Source organism: Flavobacterium pectinovorum, assembly GCF_006438875.1.
Classification (GTDB): Bacteria; Bacteroidota; Bacteroidia; order Flavobacteriales; family Flavobacteriaceae; genus Flavobacterium; species Flavobacterium pectinovorum_A.
In genome coordinates, this window is the sequence record NZ_RCZH01000007.1 from 351,101 (window position 1) to 368,839 (window position 17,739).

Sequence of the window (17,739 nt, forward strand, 5' to 3'; positions counted from 1 at the left end):
TGTGTAATTCGTGGCAAAAAAATCATTTTAATCTAGACTAGCAGTTTCTGCGTCTTCAGATAATCCATTGCAAATTTACCTTCATTAAAAAGTAAATCCAAAACACTTAGATTGTTTATAAAGCCATGTTTGTCATCAAAAACCTGCGTATATTTTTCAAAAGAATTAAGATCTTTTTTTCCGTTAGCCAAAACTCTAAAGTCAGAAATATTTTCTGCTTCATGAAAATATTCTGTGGTTTTGCTAAACTCCAGTTTCATGCGCAAACACTTGGTCGTAATGTCTAAAACTTCAAGGTTTAAATCCATTAGGAAGTTGTGATGTTTTTCGAAAACGGGGCGAATATCATCTTCAAAAAATTCAAAAAAAGGAGAACTTCTATAAGCAGCTTCCAGCGATTTGAAATGCTGTTTCTGCCAGTCAAATTCATTCTCAATTAAAACATCTTTTGTTTTTTGATGAAGTGTTTTAGAATGTTTAACCGGAATATTTAATAACTGAATCCCATTCGGACTATAGATATACGTACGATTTCTATTGGTCTGTTTCTGAAAATTATCTTCCATTTCAAAAGTAATATTTTCAGATTGAGCCATAACTGCAAAGTGGCTTATCGAAGGAAAATAGGTAGGAAGTAATAATGAGTTCATTATATTCTTTGTTTAAAAGTTTCAGGTTTCATGTTTCAGGTTCGCAAAGAACATGAAACATGAAACCTGAAACAAAAATAACTAATTTTTTTATGCTTTGTTTTCTTTTCTTTTTCTCCAGAAATAATCTCCAACAAAATAGGCTGCAAGAATAAATAGGAAGTATTTAAAGTAAGATTGTGGTTGTCCTTCACCGTCAACAGTAGTAAATACTCTGTTCCAACGAACTTTATTGATTCCTTTTCCGTTAGTATCCCAGCTCATCCAGATAAAAACCGGTTTACCCACGATGTGATCTTCTGGAACGTAACCCCAATAACGGCTATCTTCAGAGTTGTGACGGTTATCTCCCATCATCCAGTAATAGTTTTGTTTGAAGGTATAAGTTGTTGTAGGTTTTCCATTTATGATAAATTTAGAACCATCCAATTGCAATGTATTTCCTTCGTAATTCGTAATGATTTCTTTGTAAAAAGGCAAAGATTCATTGTTTAAAGCAACAGTTTTTCCAGCTTCGGGAATATATATCGGACCAAAATTATCCTGATTCCATTTGTTGATATGAGGGAAAATTGAATTGTCGTTTCCTTTCTGAATTTGTCTTATTACACCAGTTACGCCAGGAGTATTTTTGAATCGTTCTGCGCTGGCTTCAGTTAAAGCTCTGAAGTAAAGCGTATCTCTTTTTTGTTCATCTTTAAAGTAAGCACCATCCGTAATGTCTAATTCTTTTAGTAAAGATTCAAAATCAATAGACGTTTTTCCATCTAAAGCAATTGCATAGGAATATTGTGGTTTAGCACGTTCCGGTAAAACTAATTTTTTTCCGTTGATAAAAACAAATCCGTCTTTAATAGATAAGCTGTCTCCAGGAATACCAACACATCTTTTTACGTAGTTTGATTTTTTGTCAATTGGTTTTATAACACCAGGTCTTCCCTTTTGTTCATAAAAATAATGTACAGTATCAACCGGCCAGTTAAAAACAACAATATCAGTTCGTTTGATTTTTTCTAATGCAGGCAATCTGAAATAAGGTAATTGTGGCCAGCTTAGGTATGATTTGCGTTTCATTAACGGTATAGAGTCATGAACCATTGGTAATGCAATAGTAGTCATAGGTACTCTGGGACCGTAATTTACTTTACTAACAAATAAAAAGTCTCCAATTAATAAAGATTTTTCTAATGATGAAGTTGGAATAGTATAAGGTTGTACGACATAAGTATGTACTAGTGTTGCTACGATAATAGCAAAAAGCAATGAACTTACAGTATCTGCAGCTTTGTTTTCAGATGTTAATTTACGAGTAGCATTATATTCCAGTTTTTGAGTATAGTTAACATAATAGATATAAAAACCAAAAGTAAAGATTCCTAATACAGTATCTAAAGTAGATTTTTTCCCAAAAGTTCTTAAAGTTTCCACCCAAACAACCGGAAACATAATCAAGTTGATAATCGGGATGAAAAGTAAAATGGTCCACCAGGCTGGTCGTCCAATTATTTTCATTAAAACAATTGAATTATAAACCGGAATTGCAGCTTCCCAAGGTTTTCTTCCTGCTGTGACGTACAATTTCCAGGTTCCTATGAAGTGAATAACCTGAACTGCTAAGAAAAAAACAAACCAAAGATATAGAGTCATGATATTTTGTTTAAAGTTTTAGGATTAAGTTCTAATCTGAATTTTGCCTTAATCGTTAAATCTGTTTATTTTAAGTTTAATACGTCTTTCATGTTATAGATACCAGTTTTTCCTGCTAGCCATTCAGCAGCAATAACAGCGCCCAAAGCAAAACCTTCGCGATTGTGAGCAGTATGTTTTAGTTCGATACTGTCTACAATTGAATCGTAAGTTACCGTGTGAGTTCCCGGAACATCACCAATTCTTTTGGCTTCAATATGAATTTCGTTGTTTTTTGCTTCGTCTAAAGTCCAATTGGCATAATTACTGTTTTCAATAACACCTTTAGCCAGTGAAATTGCAGTTCCGCTTGGAGCATCTAATTTTTGTGTGTGATGAATTTCTTCCATCGTCACTTTATACGAATCAAATTGTGCCATTATTTTGGCTAAATATTCATTTAATTCAAAGAAGATATTTACACCTAAGCTAAAGTTTGAACTGGAGATAAAACCTCCTTGTTTTTCGTTGCAAAGTGCGATCATTTCATCATAATGTTCTAACCAGCCCGTTGTTCCTGAAACCACTGGAACATTTGCGTGAAAACAATTCGAAATATTATCAACGGCAGCAGTAGGAACGCTAAAATCGATAGCAACATCAGCTGTAGAAAGTCCGTCGTATGTATTGTGTTCGTCTTTCTTTAAAACAATTTCATGACCTCTTTCTAAAGCAATTCGTTCAATTACTTTACCCATTTTTCCGTATCCTAAAAGCGCAATTTTCATTTTATATATTTTTTGATTTTTTAAATAACAGCAGCTATTTAAAATTGGTAATTAAAAGTTAGTCCAACATTTGGTCTGAAAGTTACATCGTTAGGATAAACCTCCGGACGCATCGATAATCTTTCGTTGACATTGAATTGGATTAAAGCTGCATCAACGTTAGCGTCAATAATGTTTAAAACATAGAAAGCAACAACAAACAGAGCAGATAAATCCCGGTTTCGTTGATAGAATTTTTGTCCGGCAATAAGTCGGCTGTCATCTAAAAACTTGTAATTATCGTCATTGTAGCCTTCCAATCTTCGTTTGTAGGCATCTCGATAATCGTGGTATTTTTTATTGTTATCAATATAAAAGTATAAACTGGTACCGATTGCTCCATAAACAAGCGGAATTTTCCAGTATTTTTTATTGTATGCCTGACCTAAACCAGGCAGGATTGCAGAATAAAATGCTGCTTTTGCGGGAGTAAGTGGGTCTATTTCCTTATATGCAGTAGTGTCTTTTACGACTAAAACCGTGTCTTTTTTTACCTGAGCAAAAATARAAACGGTTCCTATAAGAAAGAACAATAGACTTATGGGGACAATCTTATTCACTATCCGTTAATTAATTTTATAATTCTATTAAAGTCGGCTTCAGAATTAAATGGAATTGTAATTTTTCCTTTTCCGTTACCGGCTACTTTTACATCAACTTTCGCACCAAAATAATCGTTGAAGGTGTTTTTTTGCGTTTCCTTAACCAGAAAAGAAGAATCTGCTTTTGGTTTTCCTTCGGCTTTTGGTTTTAGGCTTTCGTGATAATTTTTTACTAAAGTTTCTGTTTCACGAACAGAAAGGTTTTGGCTTACTATTGTTTGATAGATATCAGTTTGAATATCTAAATCTTCAATATTGATAATCGCTCTACCGTGACCCATACTGATAAAACCATCACGAATACCAGTTTGGATAATTGGATCTAATTTTAAAAGACGCAAATAATTGGCAATAGTAGAACGTTTTTTTCCAACACGCTCGCTCATTTGTTCCTGCGTTAATTGAATTTCGTCAATTAATCGTTGGTAAGAAAGTGCGATCTCAATTGGGTCTAAATCATGACGTTGGATGTTTTCAACCAAAGCCATAACCAAAGACTCATTGTCATTGGCAATACGAATGTAAGCCGGAACATGAGTTAAGCCAACTAAAGTCGAAGCACGTAAACGACGTTCTCCAGAAATTAATTGGTATTTGTTGAAGTCTAATTTTCGAACAGTTATAGGTTGAATTACGCCAAGTTCTTTAATAGAAGTAGCTAATTCGCGTAATGATTCTTCATTAAAATTGCTTCTGGGCTGAAACGGATTTATTTCGATAGCACTTATTTCAAGCTCTATGATATTTCCAACAACTTTGTCAGCATTTTTGTCTTCTACTGAGGTAATGTCGTTTTCCGGATCTTTTAATAATGCTGATAATCCTCTTCCTAAGGCTTGTTTTTTAATTGCTTTTGTCATAAAAACTATTTACTGTTTTTCTTTATAATTTCTTGAGCTAAATTAATGTAATTAACTGCTCCTTTGCTTGTTGCGTCATAGTTAATGATGCTTTCACCAAAACTTGGAGCTTCACTTAATTTTACATTACGCTGAATCACGGTATCAAAAACCATATCGTTAAAATGTTTTTGAACCTCTTCGACAACCTGATTTGATAAACGCAATCTAGAATCGTACATCGTTAGTAATAATCCTTCGATATCAAGATCCGGGTTGTGTATTTTTTGGATACTTTTTATAGTATTCAATAATTTTCCAAGACCTTCAAGTGCGAAATATTCACATTGAATTGGAATAACCACTGAATCTGCTGCGGTCAAAGCATTCAAGGTTAATAAACCTAACGAAGGTGCGCAGTCGATAATGATATAATCATATTCATCTTTAACACTTTCTAATGCTTTTTTAAGCATATACTCTCTGTTTTCTTTATCAACCAATTCAATTTCGATGGCAACAAGGTCAATATGAGCAGGAATCACATCAACATTTACAGCTGAACATTTTATAATGGTTTCTTTTGGCGTATGACTGTGTTCAAGTATTTGGTAAGTACCAATTTCTACAGATTCTACATCAATGCCAAGGCCAGATGTGGCATTCGCCTGAGGATCAGCATCTATCAGTAATACTTTCTTTTCTAAAACACCTAATGAGGCCGCAAGATTTACAGATGTAGTAGTCTTTCCAACGCCTCCTTTTTGATTAGCAATCGCAATGATTTTGCCCATTTATTTTCTGAATTTTGAACCGTAAAAATACAATTATTTATGGTTTTTGAAAATCTATTTTGTTAACATTTGTGAAAGCCTGATTTCTCATTGTCTGGCGGAGTTTTGTTTGCAAAATATGAGGTATTTTCTTTAGGGATGAAAATATGTATTTGGCATGGAAGTTTTCTAATTATGTAAAAAATCAAATAAAAACGGACTTCAAAAGAAAAATGATTTTCTTTTTTTTTAAGACTCGAAAAATCATTTATGCGAATGCAAATATTTTATTTCAAATTTCTTAAAGCCTTAAAATTGATAATTTTATGTGTTGCAGTGATTTTTTATGAATTAGGGCTAAAGTTTTTTTTAATATGACTTAATTACTTAACGAGATTATAATTATTATAGGAAAATAGCTAAATAATTAACTCTTAACGATCAACGAATTAAATTATTCCTTACTTTTATAATAATCAAATTATCCAATTATTAATGCAGTAATTTTTGTCCCCCGGAAATGCTGTTTCATTACTTTCAAAACAAGCCGCTAAATAAATACTATTTGGTTATGAAAGTTGTAATCGAAAAAATAAAAGCCATTCGTAAAGAAAAGGGTTATTCGCATGAATATATAGCGTATCAATTGAATATTGGACAAGTCGCCTATTCGAAAATAGAAAAAGGCGAAACGAAACTCACCCTTGAAAGACTTATTAGGATTGCCGAAATTCTGGAAACTTCCGTAGGTACTCTTTTGGGGATTGATACAAAAACTGCCAATCAGCTTGAACTGCAGCAAAGCTTGCATCAGACTAACAAAGAGAAATTTGCTCTGATAGAGTTGCTTTATAAAGAAAGACTTAAAGAAAAAGACCGAATTATTGAGCAAATGGAAAGAACTATATCAAAATTGCTTTAGTATAGGATATAAAAAAAAGGAAAACGTAAGTTTTCCTTTTTTGCATTAATTTTAAGGAACTTAAATAACGGCCTTAATTATACCTGCTAAGTCTATATTTAGTGCCTTGTATACCTTAGTAACTGCCGTATTTGCTGCATTTGCAGTAGAATTTACAGTAGTATTAACAATACCTATTGTATCGTTCAGTAAACCTCCTCCTTTTACTTGTTTCATTTGTGAAGCGTCTAATGTTGTAAACTTCAATTCTTTTAAATTTTTCATAATTTTAGTTTTTTGAATTATTACTTAGTTAAAAACAAAATGTGTTTAGTACTTTTTGTATTATCAAATTTCTATAAAAGATTGAAATTCAGATGTTAATAAGTAAGTGGAATTATTACTTTTAAGGAGAAAATTATGCTTTTTAGTTATGAGAATTAATCTTCTATAATCTCAATTTTCACATAAACTACTCCGTCTCCTTTATTTGAAGTAATATCCATAAAAGCTTTTTTAGATAAGTCAATTTCTCTTCCGTTGACAAAAGGTCCGCGATCAGTGATTTCTACAATGACAGATTTATTATTTTTTTCGTTTGTAATTTTTAGTTTTGTTCCAAAAGGAAATTTTTTATGTGCGGCAGTCAATTTAGTATTGTCGAATTTCTTGCCGCTTGCCGTTTTTCGTCCGTTAAATTTATCGTGATAATAAGAGGCATGAGCATTTTCCTTATATAGCGTATATTTTATGCTTGCATCACAGGAGTCTGTTGCTTTTTTTTGTGCATTGACAGCTGTGGAAAAAACCAGGATTATAAGTATTATTAAATTTTTCATTTTTCATTTTTTTGACGGGCAAAGAAAAGCCTACAGGTAAAAATGAAAGTATTCTATAAGGTATATTTATGTTACGAAAAGCCTAATTTTAGTGGTTTGTATAGTTTTTGATGAGAAAATAGAAACTAAAAAGGAACTTATAGGTTAAAGATTATGACTATTTTTCGAATCCTTAAAAACTATAATTACTATTAAACCAAAAAGATTTTTTTATGATTAAAAAAGCGTTCTTAATATGTGCAGTATTTTCATTTATGCTGATTTTATCCAGTTTTGTAACATCCTCTTCATTTGATGAAAAAAGTCAGGAGAATAAAGCAGAAGGCAAAATTGTTTACAACAAGAAAAAACACAGCATGACTTTATCATGGCAAGAATTTGGCTCTTCGGGAAATTATACAATTACAAAAGGAGGAAGTCGTTTGGCATCAGATTTTGTTTCTGTTGGCTCGACGTCTAAATTGATATTTACAGATAATAAGCCAAATAAAGATAAATACGAGAACTACTATAAAGTTACCCGTAACGATATAACAATAATACTTTCATTAGAGAATCAAATTTTTGGCAGTAATATGTATTTCTACGATAGAAAATATGAAAAAGCAGAAACTGCACGAAACGAAATTAATTCGCAATTTGCTGCTATTGGTCTTGGGGGATCAAATGGCGAGTGGACTATAAAACGTCAGGCCTATTATTTTAAAGCAAATGTTAAGGATCAAACTTATGATTCGGGCGGGTCAGGTTCTGCATCATCGGCGGAAGCCAATTCAATAGAATTAGGATTTTATTCTCATATTGGAGGTTTAGGAAAAGTACCATCAGATGTTAAGTTAGGTGCTATATTCACAAGACCACATCTTTCGGGCGGAGCAAATGCTACGTGCACATTTTGGCGTTCTGTAGAAAATGTTGCGGTGATGCGCGATTTTGCCTGGACAGTTTCTCAATCAACCAGTGCACGAAGAATGCTTATTGAAAGTACTTCAAAATATATTTCGGATATTGGCGATACCAACTTTTGGGGCAGTGGTGGCTTTATTGCCGATACTCATTATACATCATCCAGACCAGACTGGGGCGGACAACAACAATGGTATACCAGAAATGCTGTTTTTCCTGAAGGTTCAGGTGTTATGGGCGGTTCGTATAATATGGTTTGGCAAGGTTGTGTCAATTCTCCTCAAGCAGACGACGCCAATTCTCCAATTCCAACGACACCTATTGTCAGAGAAAAACCATTCCTTTTTATAGATAAAGATGGTGAATACAAAGTATTTGTTCCGGCTTGGCAAAGGGATAGAGTAGGAGTTTCGTGGTCCGTAACAGATATGGGAAAAGGTCAAACTCAGGATTTGCTTACTGAATGGTATGTTGCCAAAGAAGGTGATACCGATGTAGAAATTAATAACGCGTTAAAAGCAGGCAAAAATATATTCTTTACACCAGGACATTATGCATTGAATGCTCCAATCCAAGTAAATCGAAAAGATGCAATTCTTCTGGGTGCTGGAATAGCTTCTGTAACATTAGAGCCGACTGAGAAAAATACTTGGGGATGTATTTATGCTGATGATAAAGATGGAATTATCATTGCAGGACTTCTTATGGATTCCTTTAATAGTACAACGTATCAAATTAGAATTGGGGAACAAGGAGCAAATGCAGATCATTCGGCAGATCCTATTTTGCTTGCAGATATCACTTGTAGAGTGGGTGGAGTTCAGTCAAAAAATATTCAGATACAAACTGCTATGCAAATAAACAGCAACAATGTAGTTGGCGATCATTTCTGGCTTTGGCGTGCCGATCATGGTTCGCAAAAGGGCGGAAATGCACGCTGGTTAAGAGACAGATGCAAAAACGGGCTTATTGTTACAGGCAATAATGTTACACTTTATGGTTTATTTGTCGAACATTTTCAAGAATATGAAGTGTTATGGTTAGGAGAACGCGGCAGAACTTATTTCTTTCAAAACGAACCGCCATACGATGCTCCAAATCAAGCAAGTTGGAGTAGTCAGGGAGGCAGAGTTGATGGTTTTGCAGCATTCAAGGTTGCTAATACCGTAAAAGAACATCATACTATAGGAATGGGTTCTTATGCAGTTTTTACAGGAAATGATGGCAATGTAAATAAGAAAAACGGTTTTGAAGTTCCTAATAGTTCAAATGTAAAACTCGAAAAAATGTGTATCACTCGTTTTGCGGGTTCGGGTAATATTCAAAACGTTATCAATAGTACTGGCGGCAGCACGGCAACAGGTGTAAAACGTTTGGCATTATACAATAATGGTACAGGTACTCAACCTTATGATGAAGAATTTGATTTACCCAATCGTGAATCATATCCTTCGTATATTAATATGGAGAAGTAAATAAAACAAAAAAGAGGTTCGAAAGAGCCTCTTTTTTTATTGCTTATAAATCTTTTATAAAGATTATTTACTCTTTATAATATTTTCTAAATATTCGATTTTATCTTTTTCGGCTTGTAATAAACGTTCGTAAAGCTTTTTGATTTCCTCATGAGCTTCCATTAATTTATCAAGCGGATTAAATGTACACGCATTATTTTGTCCGCCAATAGCACCTTGAATATTACTGAAGTCATTATCCGTGAAAGTATTGAAATAATTAATCATATTTTCTTCAGAGAAATTTTTGATTGCCTCAACCGTCACACCAAGTGCTTTGGCAATTTCGGTAAGTTTATTGTCATCTATTGTTTCACTATTTTCAATTGCAGAAACCGCTTGTTGATTTGTTCCTAAAGCTTGTGCCAGTGCTTCCTGCTTCATGTCTTTCAATTCACGAATACGGCTAATTTTTCGTCCGATATGACTTGGTTTTGTTAATGTGCTCATAGCTCAAAGATAATAATTACAAATCAAAAATTAAGAAATTGGTAAAATACATATTCAATATGGTGCGATATCGGTAAAAGTAATTCTGTACCATGCGATAAGCTGAATAATTGAAATGTATTAAACAAAAATACAATTTTTCGGACAAGTAGTATTTGAAAACTTAAAATTGTATCATTTGCTGTAAACACGGATCTTCACAATTTAAACTCGAGAGGTTTTAAAAACCTGTCGGGTTTGGTAATGAATGGTCTTCAACCGGAATCTTGTCATTTCGAAGAACGAGAAATCACATTACGGATTTACGGTTCGTTGCTCTCTGGATGTGATTTCTCCCTCCGGTCGAAATGACAGTATTGCGAATAAAGAAAGGATAATAAGTCTTTTGTTAGTGGTAGTATTTGAAACTGCGGTTTTTTCGATTTTCAATTGGGACGTGATAACGGATCAATGCCAAAACCTGTGGAGCTATAAATCAGGGATGAATTTTACAGCAAAGATTCGCAAAGTTTATCAGCCACGAATTCACGAATTAATTTGTGAAAATTTGTGAAATTTGTGGCAAAAAAAAACATTTTTATATCTATAATCTGCCGCATAAAATCTTAGTGCGCTTTGCGTTAAAATTATTTACAATACAAAATGTTTTGTGTTTCTCCACAGGTTTTTGTGTTGACCCAGCATTTAGGTCAAAATTCAGGGGCGTTAGAAATATAGAATACTTCCTTTTCAGACTAACTAATATTTATGCTTAATTTTTGCTACTCCACAGGTTTTCGTCTTGATCCGTGATAAGCGTATGTTGTAATTTTATATAAAAGAAGATTTCGGTATAAAGCAAAAAAAAAGTCTTTTCAAGAAGATGAAAAGACTTTTGTCGGGGTGGCAGGATTACATGCCTATTCCTTAATTCGTTGATTTTATTGGTGTTCTCAAGCACTCTTCCAAAAAGGGTAGCCGAATAGGTCTCATATATAATGATTTACCTTATAGCCCTTTGTTTTCTTGAACATTCTAATATCAGTTAGTCAATGTACTGTTATAGATGTAAATGTATGAAAATTACAGTTGAAAATCAATTGTAAGGTATTGGTTTTTAAAATTTTATTTTCCTGAAAAATATAGTTATTTAAAGAGCAGTAATATAAACTGCTCTCTATTTTTTTTTTGCTTCAGTATTTTGAAGTTTCATTCTACCAAAAAGACCATTAATTTTCTTAAAAATGTCCTTATGTCGTCCTGGGGACTCCACGGCGGATCATACTTTTTCGGTATAATTTCAGTAGTACTTCTATTATAAATTAACTTCTCTTTATCGAATATAATATTGCTTTACCAGGTTTTACTGCTTTGCAAAAGTATTCTATATTTGTTTAGAAGTAATAACTAACTTATAAACTTAAAATTAATGGTTACATATATTGAGTATGGCAATATCTTCACTTTAGAAGGAATCTTAAATTATGCTCATGGCTGTAATTGTGCTGGTGCAATGGGAAAAGGAATAGCATTGCAATTTCGAGATAAATTTCCTGTAATGTATCAGCAATATAAAGAAATGTGTAAAGAAGGAAAGTTTTCTTTAGGGGATGTTTTTACATATAATCATGATGATAAAATTATTTTTAACCTTGGAACCCAAAAGACTTGGAAAACGAAGGCGGATATTAAAGCTATTGAAACTGCATTAATGAAAATGATGGATTATGCCAATCAAAATAAGGTTTACAAAATCGCATTGCCGAAAATTGGAGCTGGTTTAGGTGGTTTAAATTGGGATGATGTAAAAAATGTAATTGATAAAGTAGCTGGAAGCTTTCCTAATATTGACTTATTTGTCGTAGAAAATTATAAAGAAAATTAATAAAAAAAAAGCTCCGTAAACCGGAGCTTTTTTTTATTGATTATTCCAAATTTTATCAAATTCATTTTCTGTAATGAAATCAGATTCCTGTAAATCGAGTTCATCTAGTGACTGGTCATATAAAAATGAATCACCTATTTGTGGTGTATCTGAAGACAAAAAGAGTTTTTCATTTTCTTTGATTTCAATTTGCCTAATTGCTTCACCATCTTGAAAATGCAGGTAAAACAATATGTTTTCTTCCTCCCAATTTTTTTTTATAAATACGTTTTTCATAATATGTTAAAATGCTGATGTACCACCTTCCAAAATTCTTCCTTCCAAATTTAATGGAATAGAAGAAGGATTTAAGAAATTAAATGGTTTAATAATAATATTAAAGCTTTAATATATTGTGTTAAACACCTACCATTCCAAGGTGCTCCATAGAGCCTGTAAGAGGTTTGCCCTTAACTAAAACTCCACGGTAAGTTAGTACATTCACTCGTAAGAACGGCTGATAGTAGAGGGTTTTTATGAATCAAAGATTTTACAAGAATATAAAAAAAAATGCGCAAATTCAGAGACATTTGCAACTTTTTCAGAAGGAACTCTTCCATAAGTGGAGAATTATTCTAACTTATATTTTTTTATTTTTTTCAAAGTATTTACTTTCAAAATCAACAGTCTTTTCTTTGTGAAAATCTTTTCCATTTAGAATAAATTCAAGGGCTCATACAGGAAATTGAAAGGAAACAATTGGTATTTTTAGTTGTTCATTTGTTAAAGTAGTACCTAAGGGAGTTTTTTTATCATACTGCAATTTGTACCATATACCTGTTTCAATATCTCTCCAACGAAATGGAAGATGTGATTTCATTTCTTCAGGGATCTCTAAATTGCCTAATAATTTCCATTTTTTTAGTTTTACTCCCGTTTCTACCGTAGTATAAAAATAAAAACTGTACCCTGAATTTAAAATTTCATTTAGATTTTCAGTGTCCTCATTTAAATTAAAAATCCAAATTAAGTCACCTCCGAGATAGTTAGAATCTGAATAAAAATATTGAAAATATCTTACTTCTTTTTCAATATTAATTTTAAATATATTTCCTATTGTCATCCTTTTTAATACCATTCTAATGGTTTAGTGTTTAATTCCATATTTGGCCCAAAATTTCTCTGCTACCGCGTTTATTTTATTATATAAATTTTCTAATTTATAAGCTAGAATTTCACTTGGGTCATATTATTTTGCACCATATTAAGATTTTGTCACAAAAAAAAATCTACAGTCTAAACTGTAGCTATTTTTATTAATTTATTTAGATCGAGCATAATATTCATATTTCTCAGTCGCATCTTTTAATAGTGAATCTGTTTCCAATTTGAAGAAAAATTCTTCTGTATTGAAAATTTTGATTACTTTATATGGGTCATGTATTAAAAGATAACAATTACCCAAGAGATCAATAGCAAGTACATCACCATTACTAATATGATCAATATAGAAGAAAATCCCTTCTGGAATTTTTATTGAATAAGTATAATTGATTTTTTGTTCAAATAATACTTTATTAGTACTGTTAAAATTTGATTGTACTAATAAATCGTCGAGTTCTTTATTTTCAAAGTGCTTTTCATTAATATCTGAAATATCAAATTTGGTAAAATCAAAGTTTGAAAATTCAGTACTTTCTACATTAAATCCACCTAAATAACCTGATAAGATATTTAAATTAACTGAGATATAATCATTTTTTACTTTATTCCATACTTTAATATTCTGTAAGATAAAAAAATGGGGTAACTTTTTGTTTATATAGATTGGCTCCAGTTTTGCATTTAACAAAAAAGTATAACTATCTTTAAACCCGAGCACATTTTCTTTAAAAGCAAGTAAAAAACCATCATTTATTTGGGGTAACAGATAACGATACTTACTAGGCAAAACTGTGATCAAACTTTTAAAGAAAGCTAATTCAACTTTTGTTATTAGATATTCTTTTTTCTTCTTCTTTTTAAAAAAATTAAACATATTATCTCCAGATTAAATTGTATTGTTCTTTCCTAGGTTTTGAACGAATTCTTTCGTGTGATACAAAGTAAATCGATAAAAAACTATAATAAACAAAAAAGTTCCAGATTTCTCTGAAGCTTTGTATTACGTATTTCTACGGAACATTTTTTGGACAATTTTGTTAATGATTTAAACACACACATCGCATAAATATTAAGTGATTTAAGAAAAAGGGATGAAAATTCTCTATCGCTTTAAAGAAAAATGTCCTTTGAAAATTCTTCCATCTTCCAGTCTAATCGAATACCAATAGTCAGAAGCAGGCATTTGTTGACCAACATAAGTACCGTCCCAGCCTTCGCCCATTGGGTTTATTTCTTTAAGCAATTTTCCATAACGATCAAAAATTTGAATAGTTGTTTTTGCATTAAAAACAGAATTGACTCCTTTTAAATTCCAAGTGTCGTTTGAACCATCCTGATTAGGAGTAAAAAAAGTTGGAATTCCTAAAACAGCGATTTCTTTTGTGACAACACCGCACCCATTTAGGTCTTTTACATAAACGGTATGAATTCCTGATGGAACATTTTGAAAAACATTACTATCCTGATATTCTTCAAATTCATTATCCAAAGAAAAAACATAGTTTCCCGCTCCGGTTGCTAAAATTGTTATGCTGTTTTCTTCAGATAAATCAACAATATCTACTTTTACGGTTGCTTTGTCAGATGCGTTTACAGTGATAGTTCTTGTTCTGGAGCAGCCATTATTATTAGTGGTTTCTACTTTATAAATTCCTTTTTTGTTGACGGTTAAATCATATTGATTTGCACCAACAATTATGTTTCCATCTAATGTCCAGGTGTAGGTATAATTTGCTTTTTGAGTTTCATCTATTAAACCAGCATTAATTATTTTGGTAAAAGTTGGCAAATCACTACATACCAATTCGTCTCCTGTTAATTGAATACTTGGAACTGAATTAACTTTGAACGGGATAATTGTTGTTGCAGTACAATTTTGATTTACCGGATTAATAACTTCTACTTTAACATCTTGTTTTGCTGATACAAACGGATTTGGTAATGGACTTGGTAAGGCATTACCATTTGCATCATAATATTTTACAATCATTCCGGTTTGATTACCAAGAATATTATCTTGAAGAGCGGCGGTATCAAAAGGATATTTTCCGTCTTGTAAAACAGGGTCAATTTCATCATCACAAAAAGTTGTCAAAGTAGGAGAAACAGGAAAAGCTTGTGGTAAACGATCTACTACAAACGCAATTGTAGTGTCGTAAGAACAAGCTGATGCAGTATTGTTTGTTATTTTTACTTTTATTGTTTGAGAACCCGTTACAAATGGATTTGGTAACGGACTGGATAATGGATTATTATTTTGATCCAGATATGAAAGCGATACATTTGTTAATCCATTTAAAATTCGGGATTCAATAGTTGATGTGTCAAAAGCAAATAATCCATCCTGATTGTCGTCGCATTTAGTTTCTATGAGAGATTTTGAGATAGGAATTGCTTCAACATTTAAAGTAATATATCCTCCCAATCCTAAACAATCATTATTGACTTTGCTATCTACACGTACATATATTTTTTGAGAATTGGGATAACCAACATTACTATAATTCGAAATATCTGTAATCGTATTCTTTTCGGCCAAAGCATCGTTTAGGTTTTTATAATAAGTAATATCTAAAAGTTGTCCTGAAGGGAAAATAGACTGAATCTGATTGGTAACACTACTAAAATCAAATATAGCTATACCATCAGTATTAGTTCCGGAAGCTACATCATCACATTGTGTAAACGATTTTGAAAAACTTGAAGGAATCTGAGTTGTGGAAACAATCAGGTTTAATCGGGCTATTCTAAAACAAGCATTGGCATTACTAACCCTAACATAAACGGCATCATTACTTACAATTGCATTAGTGTAAGTTGTAGTATTAGATATTGAATTAGTATTGTTTTGCGCATCAGCTATCGTCTTAAAAAAAGCAATCGTTTCATTTGAAGCATTTGTTGTTATCTTAGAAATAGCTTCTTCTAAATTAAAAATACTGAAACCATCAACATCATCGTCACACTGTTTTAAATTAGCAATTGCAGTAATTACTGGCAAAGCTAAAACGGCAATTTTAAAAGAGGTAGTTGCTATACAGTCAGGATTTTCTTTGTTTGCAACTTTTACAAAAATAGTTTCAGTAGAAATTGTGTTTTGATAGGTTGTTGGTGTAATAATAGGTTGCGTAAAACCGGCATCTTTATAATAGGATATTGAAAACTGAGTAGCCAATTGTCCTTTTAAAATGGCCGGAGCTCGTTGCGTTAAGTCAAAAGCGATGCGACCATCATTATCCGTTCCAACACTTGTATTGTCGCAAGAAGTTAAATCCACAATGGCAGCTGCTGTTTCTGGTAACGGGCTATCAAAAACATCAATTGCAAAGCTTGTACTGCTTTTACATCTTCCGTTAGCAGAATTTGAAATTTCAGCAGTAATGATTTCCTTTTGATAAGCAACTTTATTGGCGTAAGCAGTAGGTGTTGTGATAGCAATATTGTTTGCAAAATAATTCACCTTGTATAAGTTAGGATCTTGTCCGTTTAAAATAGCTGTATTTTGAATGGTTAAGTCAAAAGTATAGATACCATCATTGTTATCATCACAAGCCAATATATCTTTTGGCTTTGTAGCTGTGGGAACTTTTGATATAATAATATCTCTCGTTTTGCTGCTTGTGCCACCAGGGCTCGTAGCGGTAACTGAAACCGTAAAAGCTCCATCAGCCAGGTAAGTATGCGTTGGATTAATATCTGTCGATGTTGTTCCATCTCCAAAATCCCATGTTGCAGAAGTTATAGATTTGTTACCGCTTAAAGAAAAAGTTGTGTTTTCTCCTAAACAATTATTTAGAACATTGATTCCAACATTAAAATAGGATTGAATGAATTGTGGTAAACCACTAATAGATGTTGCATCATTTCCTAAAAAAAGCCTTTGTGCTACAAAATCACTTCCTACTCCTAAAACGTCCGGATTATTAATAACGGAAACATATCTTTCTGCAAAAAGAGCCCCATAAATTTTACCGTCTGGGGCTAATTGAAGTGCTGATACTATATGTGGGTCAAAATTTTTATAATTGGAGTGCAGAGTAGTTGCGGTACTTGCAATATTTGAAGCTCTTAAATCAAATTGGAGTAGATCCCCATCTTTTGTTGTAACATATGCTATGTTTCCGGAAGGAGAAAATTCAGCACCATAATTTGGCCAACTATTTGATAAAATTACTACTGGATTACTCACAATCCCCGTTGCATTATCAAAATCAAATAATTCGACATTTAGATTTCTATTACTGCTTATTACCTTATCACCATTAGGAGAAATTTTTAAGTAACCTATTGAACCTGATCTGTCTCCATCTACACTATCAATGATACTTCCTGCATTACTTACAATTGGGGTTAAATTTACACCATTTGCTTTTATACTATAAGCCATAAAACGATTGTTTCCAAAGCCATGTGATAGAACCCAATATCCATCACCGGCAGCATTTTTTATAGCCGTAAGTTTTTCACAAGAAGGAGTGTATAATAAAATATTTTTTTTTGAGGTTACATCTCCCAGACCTCCATTTAAGGATAAATCTACTTCTGAATATCTAAGTCCATCCGGACCTGCCAATGCAGGTACCGTAAAAATATAGTAAATACCAGGGGTATTAGGCTTAGGTATTATAATTCCAGATTGTGTACTTGATGAGTCTCCTAATAAGTCGGTACCATTAGGCATCATTTGATGATTTTTATTCCAAACTCTATACCCGTCAGTATAAAACAATAACTTCCCGTTTGCATCCGAAATGGTAGAACAACCTTCGTAAGTTATCATTTGACTATCATTTATAACAACAGGG

At 32.5% G+C, this 17,739-nt stretch carries 16 protein-coding genes; 3 read left to right on the forward strand and 13 right to left on the reverse strand.

The features are described from left to right. Positions 1–32: 32 nt before the first annotated feature. The 6 genes from EAH81_RS12950 to EAH81_RS12975 form a co-directional block, all read right to left on the reverse strand. On the reverse strand, positions 33–650 hold the full coding sequence (locus EAH81_RS12950; RefSeq protein WP_140507652.1) for a WbqC family protein: 618 nt from the start codon (positions 648–650) through the stop codon (positions 33–35). A 90-nt stretch (positions 651–740) separates the two neighbouring features. Beyond that, entirely contained in the window at positions 741–2,297 is a 1,557-nt protein-coding gene (gene lepB / locus EAH81_RS12955; protein WP_140507654.1) for a signal peptidase I, read from the reverse strand. 65 nt (positions 2,298–2,362) lie between these two features. Continuing rightward, positions 2,363–3,064, reverse strand: coding sequence for a 4-hydroxy-tetrahydrodipicolinate reductase (dapB, locus tag EAH81_RS12960; protein ID WP_140507656.1), 702 nt, complete (start codon positions 3,062–3,064; stop codon positions 2,363–2,365). A 38-nt stretch (positions 3,065–3,102) separates the two neighbouring features. Then, positions 3,103–3,663 carry a DUF5683 domain-containing protein gene (locus tag EAH81_RS12965; protein WP_140507659.1) on the reverse strand — a complete coding sequence of 187 codons (561 nt, stop codon included), beginning with the start codon at positions 3,661–3,663 and terminating at the stop codon, positions 3,103–3,105. Continuing rightward, the gene (locus EAH81_RS12970; RefSeq protein ID WP_140507661.1) at positions 3,663–4,565 is read right to left on the reverse strand and encodes a ParB/RepB/Spo0J family partition protein; all 903 of its coding nucleotides are present in this window, start codon (positions 4,563–4,565) and stop codon (positions 3,663–3,665) included. The genes EAH81_RS12965 and EAH81_RS12970 overlap by 1 nt, the downstream gene beginning before the upstream one ends. 5 nt (positions 4,566–4,570) lie before the next feature. Further along, the gene (locus EAH81_RS12975) at positions 4,571–5,338 is read right to left on the reverse strand and encodes a ParA family protein (protein ID WP_089353624.1); all 768 of its coding nucleotides are present in this window, start codon (positions 5,336–5,338) and stop codon (positions 4,571–4,573) included. Positions 5,339–5,888: 550 nt separating this feature from the next. Between EAH81_RS12975 and EAH81_RS12980 the strand changes: the two genes are divergently transcribed. Next, complete coding sequence (locus EAH81_RS12980) at positions 5,889–6,239, forward strand: helix-turn-helix domain-containing protein (protein WP_161595808.1); 351 nt, start codon at positions 5,889–5,891, stop codon at positions 6,237–6,239. 60 nt (positions 6,240–6,299) lie between these two features. On the opposite strand, the gene EAH81_RS12985 is transcribed toward EAH81_RS12980, so the two are convergent. Together EAH81_RS12985 and EAH81_RS12990 are read right to left on the reverse strand one after the other, a co-directional pair. Then, the gene (locus tag EAH81_RS12985) at positions 6,300–6,503 is read right to left on the reverse strand and encodes a hypothetical protein (RefSeq protein ID WP_140507666.1); all 204 of its coding nucleotides are present in this window, start codon (positions 6,501–6,503) and stop codon (positions 6,300–6,302) included. Between the two features lie 155 nt (positions 6,504–6,658). After that, on the reverse strand, positions 6,659–7,057 hold the full coding sequence (locus EAH81_RS12990; protein WP_140507668.1) for a septal ring lytic transglycosylase RlpA family protein: 399 nt from the start codon (positions 7,055–7,057) through the stop codon (positions 6,659–6,661). 212 nt (positions 7,058–7,269) lie between these two features. Here EAH81_RS12990 and EAH81_RS12995 point away from each other — a divergent pair, with 212 nt between their 5' ends. Beyond that, positions 7,270–9,438, forward strand: a complete 2,169-nt coding sequence (locus tag EAH81_RS12995; protein ID WP_140507670.1) for a hypothetical protein — start codon at positions 7,270–7,272, stop codon at positions 9,436–9,438. Positions 9,439–9,501: 63 nt separating this feature from the next. Here the strand turns inward: EAH81_RS12995 and EAH81_RS13000 are convergent, their stop codons facing one another. Then, positions 9,502–9,927: a helix-turn-helix domain-containing protein gene (locus EAH81_RS13000; protein ID WP_140507672.1), complete on the reverse strand. Its 426-nt coding sequence runs from the start codon at positions 9,925–9,927 to the stop codon at positions 9,502–9,504. Between the two features lie 1,408 nt (positions 9,928–11,335). Here EAH81_RS13000 and EAH81_RS13010 point away from each other — a divergent pair. Further along, entirely contained in the window at positions 11,336–11,791 is a 456-nt protein-coding gene (locus EAH81_RS13010; RefSeq protein ID WP_140507674.1) for a macro domain-containing protein, read from the forward strand. 33 nt (positions 11,792–11,824) lie between these two features. On the opposite strand, the gene EAH81_RS13015 is transcribed toward EAH81_RS13010, so the two are convergent. The 4 genes from EAH81_RS13015 to EAH81_RS13030 all read right to left on the reverse strand — a co-directional run bounded on the left by EAH81_RS13015 (position 11,825) and on the right by EAH81_RS13030 (position 17,714). Continuing rightward, entirely contained in the window at positions 11,825–12,067 is a 243-nt protein-coding gene (locus EAH81_RS13015; protein WP_140507676.1) for a hypothetical protein, read from the reverse strand. 436 nt (positions 12,068–12,503) lie between these two features. Continuing rightward, positions 12,504–12,893: a hypothetical protein gene (locus EAH81_RS13020; protein WP_140507678.1), complete on the reverse strand. Its 390-nt coding sequence runs from the start codon at positions 12,891–12,893 to the stop codon at positions 12,504–12,506. A gap of 198 nt (positions 12,894–13,091) precedes the next feature. Next, complete coding sequence (locus EAH81_RS13025) at positions 13,092–13,808, reverse strand: hypothetical protein (RefSeq protein WP_140507680.1); 717 nt, start codon at positions 13,806–13,808, stop codon at positions 13,092–13,094. A 228-nt stretch (positions 13,809–14,036) separates the two neighbouring features. After that, the gene (locus EAH81_RS13030) at positions 14,037–17,714 is read right to left on the reverse strand and encodes a T9SS type B sorting domain-containing protein (RefSeq protein WP_140507682.1); all 3,678 of its coding nucleotides are present in this window, start codon (positions 17,712–17,714) and stop codon (positions 14,037–14,039) included. Between the last annotated feature and the right edge of the window lie 25 nt (positions 17,715–17,739).

Bases quoted from the DNA above. Each gene is read 5' to 3' on its own strand.
- EAH81_RS13010 (WP_140507674.1), top strand. From the start codon at position 11,336: ATGGTTACATATATTGAGTATGGCAATATCTTCACTTTAGAAGGAATC.
- EAH81_RS13025 (WP_140507680.1), bottom strand. From the start codon at position 13,808: ATGTTTAATTTTTTTAAAAAGAAGAAGAAAAAAGAATATCTAATAACA.
- lepB (WP_140507654.1), bottom strand. From the start codon at position 2,297: ATGACTCTATATCTTTGGTTTGTTTTTTTCTTAGCAGTTCAGGTTATT.
- EAH81_RS13000 (WP_140507672.1), bottom strand. From the start codon at position 9,927: ATGAGCACATTAACAAAACCAAGTCATATCGGACGAAAAATTAGCCGT.
- EAH81_RS12995 (WP_140507670.1), top strand. From the start codon at position 7,270: ATGATTAAAAAAGCGTTCTTAATATGTGCAGTATTTTCATTTATGCTG.
- EAH81_RS12975 (WP_089353624.1), bottom strand. From the start codon at position 5,338: ATGGGCAAAATCATTGCGATTGCTAATCAAAAAGGAGGCGTTGGAAAG.
- EAH81_RS13020 (WP_140507678.1), bottom strand. From the start codon at position 12,893: ATGACAATAGGAAATATATTTAAAATTAATATTGAAAAAGAAGTAAGA.
- EAH81_RS12950 (WP_140507652.1), bottom strand. From the start codon at position 650: ATGAACTCATTATTACTTCCTACCTATTTTCCTTCGATAAGCCACTTT.
- EAH81_RS13030 (WP_140507682.1), bottom strand. From the start codon at position 17,714: ATGATAACTTACGAAGGTTGTTCTACCATTTCGGATGCAAACGGGAAG.
- EAH81_RS12990 (WP_140507668.1), bottom strand. From the start codon at position 7,057: ATGAAAAATTTAATAATACTTATAATCCTGGTTTTTTCCACAGCTGTC.
- EAH81_RS12970 (WP_140507661.1), bottom strand. From the start codon at position 4,565: ATGACAAAAGCAATTAAAAAACAAGCCTTAGGAAGAGGATTATCAGCA.
- EAH81_RS12985 (WP_140507666.1), bottom strand. From the start codon at position 6,503: ATGAAAAATTTAAAAGAATTGAAGTTTACAACATTAGACGCTTCACAA.
- EAH81_RS13015 (WP_140507676.1), bottom strand. From the start codon at position 12,067: ATGAAAAACGTATTTATAAAAAAAAATTGGGAGGAAGAAAACATATTG.
- dapB (WP_140507656.1), bottom strand. From the start codon at position 3,064: ATGAAAATTGCGCTTTTAGGATACGGAAAAATGGGTAAAGTAATTGAA.
- EAH81_RS12980 (WP_161595808.1), top strand. From the start codon at position 5,889: ATGAAAGTTGTAATCGAAAAAATAAAAGCCATTCGTAAAGAAAAGGGT.